The organism is Paludibacterium sp. (assembly GCF_019232825.1).
GTDB lineage: Bacteria > Pseudomonadota > Gammaproteobacteria > Burkholderiales > Chromobacteriaceae > Paludibacterium.
Genome location: NZ_JAFAND010000163.1, coordinates 1 through 6298, shown reverse-complemented (window position 1 = coordinate 6298; position 6298 = coordinate 1). Strand labels below are relative to the sequence as shown.

Sequence of the window (6298 nt, the reverse complement as noted above, 5' to 3'; positions counted from 1 at the left end):
TTGCAACGCCAGGACCAGCGTCGGCAGCCACAGATGGGCCACCACATTGCGCAATAAATCGCTGTCGCCGGCGCGCAAACTATCGAGCAACAACAGGCCGCTACCCGCCGGCAAGCTATAGAGAAAGGCATCGTCGACCCGCCCCGGGCCGCCCGCCCAGTGCCAACGCGCGTAGAACAGCAATAGGCCGATCAGTCCGAGCCAAAACACCGGCACCGAATAACCCAACACGGCGACGCCCCGTGCCACCCAATCCGGCCAGCGCCCCGGATAACGCGCAGCCAACAAGGCAAGCCCCAGCCCCGCCAGCCCGCCGAACAGCATGGCGGTGGAAGCCAACTCGACCGTAGCCGGAAAGGCGCGGCGCAAATCGTCGGCAACCGGTTGCCCGGTGGCGCGCGACACGCCGAGATCGCCCTGCGCCAACCGCCAGGCATAATGGGCGAATTGCTGCGGCCAAGGCCGGTCCAGCCCGAGCGCCAGGCGCGCCTGCGCATAGCTGGCCTCGCTGGCGTGATCGCCCACCGCCTGCAATGCCGGATCGATCGGCGCCAGGCGCGACAGCAAAAAGGTCAGCAGCATCAAGCCGGCCAAGGTCAGCGCCAACGCGCACAACGTGCCCGCCGCCAGGCGGGCACTCTTGAGGGCAACGGCGGACACGGTCATTTCACGACTTTATCGAAATACACCATGTCGGCGTTCAGGCCCTGGGCATAGCCCTTGACGTTGCTGCGCAGCACCAGTTGTTCGCGCGCTTGAAAGGCGACCACGAACGGCGAGTCCTGCTGTACTTCGCGCTGAATGGCCTGGTACAGCTTGGCGCGCTTGGCCGGATTCACTTCCTGCACCGCAGCGTCGGTCTTGTCGCTAAGCGCCGGGATATTCCAGCCCGTGCGCCAAGCCAGTGTTTTGACGCCATCCTCGCGATTGATGGCGAACGCGCTGGCGTTGGAGTGCGGGTCGAAATAATCGGGCGTCCATGACAACAGCACCGCCTGTTGGGCGCGCGCGCGCACTTTGGCGTACACCTGACTGCCGACGGCCGGCTGCAGCTCTAGATGGATGCCGCCGGCGGCAAAACTAGCCTGCAGCGACTGGGCAATATCGATGAACGGCGGCTGATTGAACACATCCAGCTTGATGTTGACGTCCTTGAGACCCGCTTTGGCCAGAATCGCCTGGGCCTTGGCTGGATCGTAGCGATAGGGATTGTCCTTCAACGCCCCGGGGAAGCCCTCGGGCAAAAAGGCCTGATGCACTTGGAACTGCCCCTTGAGCAGCTTGTCGGCCACGCCGCGGTAGTCGACCAGCCAGCGGGCGGCCTGCCACAGCGCCGGGTTTTTCAGCGCCGGATTGTCCGAATTGGCGGCGTTGAAAGCCACATAGTCGACCGCGGCCGAAGGCAGCGGCAACACGCGAATCCCGGGCTTGCCCTGCAGCGAGGCCACCTGATCGACGCCCAGATGGCGCGCGATATCGGCGTCGCCCTGCTCGATCAGCAGACGGCGCGAAGCGGCATCGGCCACGTTTTTCAGGATGACCGCCTTCAGCTTAGGCGCCCCGCCCGGCGAGGTCGCGTTGGCGTCCAGCACCAGCGCCTCATGCGGCTGGTAACTGCGAATCTTGAACGGCCCGCTGCCGGCCGAATGGCTCTTGAGCCAGCCATTGCCGCTATCGCCGTTTTGCTCGTTGGCGGAGGCGGTTTTTTGATCGACGATCGACGCCACCGGCGCGGACAGGATGCTCAACGCGAAAGACGGCCCGACCTTGGCCGGCCAGCGCACTTCCACCTGATTGGCGCCGACTTTCTTAACGTAGCCGTCGACGTTGTCGGCCTTCCATCCCAGCTCGTTGAGAATAAACGCCGGCGCTTTATTCAGCTTCACCGCCCGCGTGAGCGAGAACACCACATCCTCCGGGCGCACCGGGTTTTGCGAGGCGAAGCGCGCCCCCGGCTTGAGCGTGAACACCAGACTGCGATCGTCCTTGCCCGCCAGCCAGCGGCTGGCCAGGGCCGGCTGCAGTTCGGTCGGCTTGGACGGATTGGGCTGCACCAGACGCTGGTACAAGCTGTTGAAGGACTGCACGCTGCTGAGTTCGAACCCCTCGGCCGGGTCGAGGCTGACGATGTCGTCGATATCCTGCGCCACGACCAGGGTGTTGGCCGGCGTGGCGGCCAGAGCCAATGAGGACGCCAGCGCGGGAAGCGCCAGCAAGACTGCCTGCACGATGCGTTTCACTGAGATGCTCCTTGGAATTTTGTTATCCGTGAAGAGCCAGTGTACGCAGCTTTATTATCTCTTTTAATTATAAAATTTTATTTGCAAATTACTTATTGGAACAACAAACAATTCGGGCGCCCAGCCGCCACGCCCCTTCGCCCCCAACGGATCAGGTGATTTTCAGCATTACCATGATGCACATTGATATGTACATGATTGCGGCCTAAGCGCCCTTTTCAATCACCTCGAACACCCCCTCACTCGCGCAAGCGGCATGTTGTACCAAACCAGGTAGCGGCCCTGCTGGACAAAGCCCTCGAACGGCACGCTCGGATAAACGGGGATTAGATCAAGAAAAAACGCCCCCAAACGGGGTCGCCAACGAACAGAGCAAAGTCGCTCGCGCCGACCTAGCAGGAATCGACGCGCCGCCCTTCACGTAGAAGCTCACGCCGGGAGCGGCCTCCGCGTAAACGATCTAGCCAAACCCTATTATTTACCGACGCCAGCACTCGCAAGCTTGGCCAAGTTCAGCATCAGGGTCAGCGGTTCGTCGGGAGAGGCAATGAAGCCGTGATGCAAATAAAACCGTTTGGCGTTTTCGTCGATGGCATGGCACAGCAAGGCGCGAATGCCCATCTCGCGCGAAAGCCGTAGTGACCGCAACACGGCATCCTTAAGCAGATCGGCCCCCATCCCTCTTCCTTGGTAAGCCGTGTGGATAGCCAGGCGGCCAAGCACCACGACGGGAATCGGGTCGGGCATGTTGCGCCGGATACTGCCGGTTGCTTGCGTATGCAGCACAGAGCCCGCAGCCAGAGCGTAAAACCCCACAACCGTGTCATCGTCGCACACGACGAAGCATCGCGATGCGCCGTCCTGCTGGTTCTTGCGGGCACGCTGTTTTAACCAACTTTCCAACTCGGGTTCGGTACAACGGAAGGTCTCAAGCCGGTGGCCATCACCCAGAGGGTGAGGTGCGGTCAAGCTCATTGATCCGCCTCATCCCACGCGGCGCGACGATTCAACAAACGGGTCAACGCCTCCCGATTGTCAAGCGGCGCATCCAGCAACTCGGAGAAACGCTGAAAGCCTGCAGCATCAAGCGCGAACACAGTACGGTCCAACAACATTTGTTGCGCCTTCTCACATGCGGCTTCCAGCATGAAGTCCGTACGGCTCTTGCCAGCCAGATGGGCGGCTTGATCAATCAGCGCACGCTGAGCACTAGGCGCGCGTAGGTTGATGGTGGTTTCTCTAGTTGCAGTCGTGGTAGCCATGATTGTCTCTCGCCCGATAGTGCAGCGGATCACTTTTGAATGTATTTACATTGTACGCACAAAAAACCAATTATGCACTATGGGCGACGCGCCCTCCAGGGCAAGATGTCATCACCGCAAGATCCACTGAGTTCATGTATTTTCAGCATTTTCTGACGGTTACGCGCCCTTGTCGTTTGGGGATCGGCTGGATAAGGTGGGGAGGCTTGCGGCGTCCGCCGCAAGGGCGCGGGCCCGAGGGAGGGCAATCCCCCGGACCCGCTAACCAACCAACTCTTAAACACCGAAGGAGAGTTAGATGGCTAACACCCATGGTACGTCAGCCCCCGTCGTTCGTTCAAACCAAGACCTCCAGCAGTTGCCGTTGTTTTGTAAGCGTTCGACGCGACCGCCTATTTGTTGGCGGTCGGATGTGGTCAACTACGAACCGGCAGCAATTCGTCGATGCGGGAGTTGGGCCAGGTCGGCAGTTTTTCCAGCGTGTCTTTGAGCCACGCAGCAGGATCCAGCCCGTTGAGCTTGGCGGTTGCCAACAGGCTTTGAATGGCAGCGGCCCGACGGCCCGCACGCTCACTCCCGGTGAAGAGCCAATTTTTCTTGCCCAGGGTGATGGGGCGGATGGCGTTTTCAACCGCATTGTTGTCGATGGGCAGGTCGCCGCTATGGGCATAGCGCGTGAACGCCTCCCATCGCCGCAGCAAATAGTCGATGGCTTTCGCCAGGCCACTGCCGGGTGCGACGTTAGGGCGCAGGGATATCAGCCAGTCATGCAAGGCTTGCAGGATGGGGAGGCTCTGGGTTTGCCGTAGTCGGTAACGTTCGGACGGCTTGAGCTCTCTCGCCCGTGCTTCTACAGCGTACAGTGCGCCGATGCGAGCCAACGCTTCCGCCGCGACGGGATGGCCGCCATTGGCGTGTAGCTCAAAGAATTTACGCCGGGCGTGCGCCAGGCAGGCTTGTTCGACGACGTTCTCGCCCAGCAATTGCTTGTAGCCCGCGTAATCATCGACCATCAGCAGGCCGCACCAGTCTTGCAGGAAGGCAGCGGCGTGTTTGCCGCTACGGCTTTGCTGGTAATCGAACACCACCATCGGCGCAGCGCCCGCCAGGTCGTTGCTGCGATAGGCCCACAGGTAGGCGCGCTTGGTTTTGCCGCTGCCTGGGTCCAACTGCTGCACGGGGGTTTCGTCGGCATGCAGGCTGCTGCCTTCGCGTAGTCTCTCCACCAGGCGATCCGCCAGCGGTTGCAGTGCCACGCCGATGCGGCCGATCCATTCGCACAGCGTACTACGCGCCAGCGGTACTTGCTGGCGTTCGGCGATCTGTTCCAGCCGGTACAACGGCAAATGATCCAGGTATTTGCCGATCGCTACCCAGGTCAGCAGGCCGGGCGTGGCCATACCGCCATCGATGATCGCGGGCGCTACCGGCGCGGCTTGAACCGTTTCGCAGTGGCGGCAGGCGTATTGCGGGCGGATGTTGCGCACCACGAAGAAGCGCGCCGGCTCGATATCCAGTTGTTCACTGACGTCCTCGCCGATCTTGACCAGTGGCCCCTGGCAGTGGCCGCAGGTGCACGACGCGGGCTCGTGCCGTACTTCGATGCGCGGCAGGTGCGGCGGCAGCGGCTGCCGACCGGCGCGATCTCGCTTGCGCGCAGGCGCCGGTTCCGGCACCTTGGGCACTTGCGCCTCCAGTTCCGCCTGCACGGCGGCCAGGTCTTGGACCGCATCCTCTTCAAACAGCGTCCGCTGATCGGCGGTGAACGCTTCGCTCTTGCTGCCGAAACGCATGCGCTTGAGGTGGGCGAGCTCAAGCATCAACGCTTTGTTCTTCTGCTCAAGGTACTTGATCTGCGCGCTCTGCACCTGGAGCTGTTGTTCATTGGTCGTCACTTGGCGCAGCATCGCCGCCACGCCGGACAGCAGTGCGGGCGAAGGTTGCAGTTGGGTCAAGTCGGCGAGCAGGTTCATGCGTCGATCTTCGCACGAGGCCCTGGCGCCGCCCATCCCTAGACTTGCCAGTTGCCAGGCGGCTCGGCACTGAGTCGCTGCCAGTCCACGCCCTTGGTCAGCCACTGCCATTGCTCGGCGGTCAACGCGCAAAGTGTGTCGCCCGGCTTGGGCCAGACGAAACGGCCTTGAAGCAAACGGCGCTGACACAGCCACACGCCGGTGCCATCCCAAATCAGCAACTTGAGCCGGGTGTGATCACGGTTGGTGAAACCGAAAGCGGCGCCCTCACAAGGCGAGCGGCCGAGAGCGTGCTGCACATGGCAGGACAGGCGCTCGATGCCCCAGCGCATGTCGAGCGGGTCGACCGCCAGAAACACCCGCAGCGGCGCGATCACCGCAGCAGTTCCCGTAGCCAATAGACGCAGGCCTCCGCCTGTGTCGCTGGCCAAGCAAGATTGAGCACCACCTCGCCTCGTCGCAGCTCGATGCGAATCGGTTCCGCCGTCGCTATCGGCGGGGCCACCTGGACTGGCACAAAGCTGGCCTGGGGCGGTGGCAACGCTTGTCGAGGGGCGGGTAATACGGTTGGCGCCGACGGCTCCGCGGGCAAGTCGGCATACTCGCGCACCCAGCGACGCAGTAGATTGGGATTGATGCGGTTCTCCAGCGCGATGGCCGTCACGGACACGCCCGGTTGCCGGCAAGCGGCGACGATCTGAGCTTTGAACTGCGGGGTATAGCGGCGACGTGGCCGACCAGCTTCGGGAAGGAGCAACGTGTCCATGTGTCCACCATGAAATTAAGTGGACACGATGCTCCTAGAATGGCCGAGGCAGATCAA

General features: G+C 62.0%; 6 protein-coding genes and 1 pseudogene. All 7 read right to left on the bottom strand.

The annotated features are described in order from the left end of the window. A partial coding sequence (locus JOZ06_RS20625) for an ABC transporter permease (RefSeq protein WP_293235950.1) occupies window positions 1-660 on the bottom strand: 660 nt, incomplete at its 3' end. A 2-nt stretch (window positions 661-662) separates the two neighbouring features. Next, the gene (locus tag JOZ06_RS20620) at window positions 663-2240 is read right to left on the bottom strand and encodes an ABC transporter substrate-binding protein (protein WP_293235948.1); all 1578 of its coding nucleotides are present in this window, start codon (window positions 2238-2240) and stop codon (window positions 663-665) included. 474 nt (window positions 2241-2714) lie between these two features. Further along, window positions 2715-3215: a GNAT family N-acetyltransferase gene (locus JOZ06_RS20615; RefSeq protein ID WP_293235946.1), complete on the bottom strand. Its 501-nt coding sequence runs from the start codon at window positions 3213-3215 to the stop codon at window positions 2715-2717. Beyond that, window positions 3212-3502 carry a DUF1778 domain-containing protein gene (locus JOZ06_RS20610; RefSeq protein WP_293235944.1) on the bottom strand — a complete coding sequence of 97 codons (291 nt, stop codon included), beginning with the start codon at window positions 3500-3502 and terminating at the stop codon, window positions 3212-3214. The genes JOZ06_RS20615 and JOZ06_RS20610 overlap by 4 nt, the downstream gene beginning before the upstream one ends. A gap of 416 nt (window positions 3503-3918) precedes the next feature. Then, window positions 3919-5361 (bottom strand): annotated as a pseudogene (locus JOZ06_RS20605) (IS66 family transposase); the annotation flags it as partial. A gap of 152 nt (window positions 5362-5513) precedes the next feature. Then, window positions 5514-5873, bottom strand: a complete 360-nt coding sequence (gene tnpB / locus JOZ06_RS20600; RefSeq protein ID WP_293235942.1) for an IS66 family insertion sequence element accessory protein TnpB — start codon at window positions 5871-5873, stop codon at window positions 5514-5516. Next, window positions 5849-6241, bottom strand: coding sequence for a transposase (locus JOZ06_RS20595; RefSeq protein ID WP_293235940.1), 393 nt, complete (start codon window positions 6239-6241; stop codon window positions 5849-5851). Before JOZ06_RS20595 ends, tnpB begins: the two co-directional genes overlap by 25 nt. Between the last annotated feature and the right edge of the window lie 57 nt (window positions 6242-6298).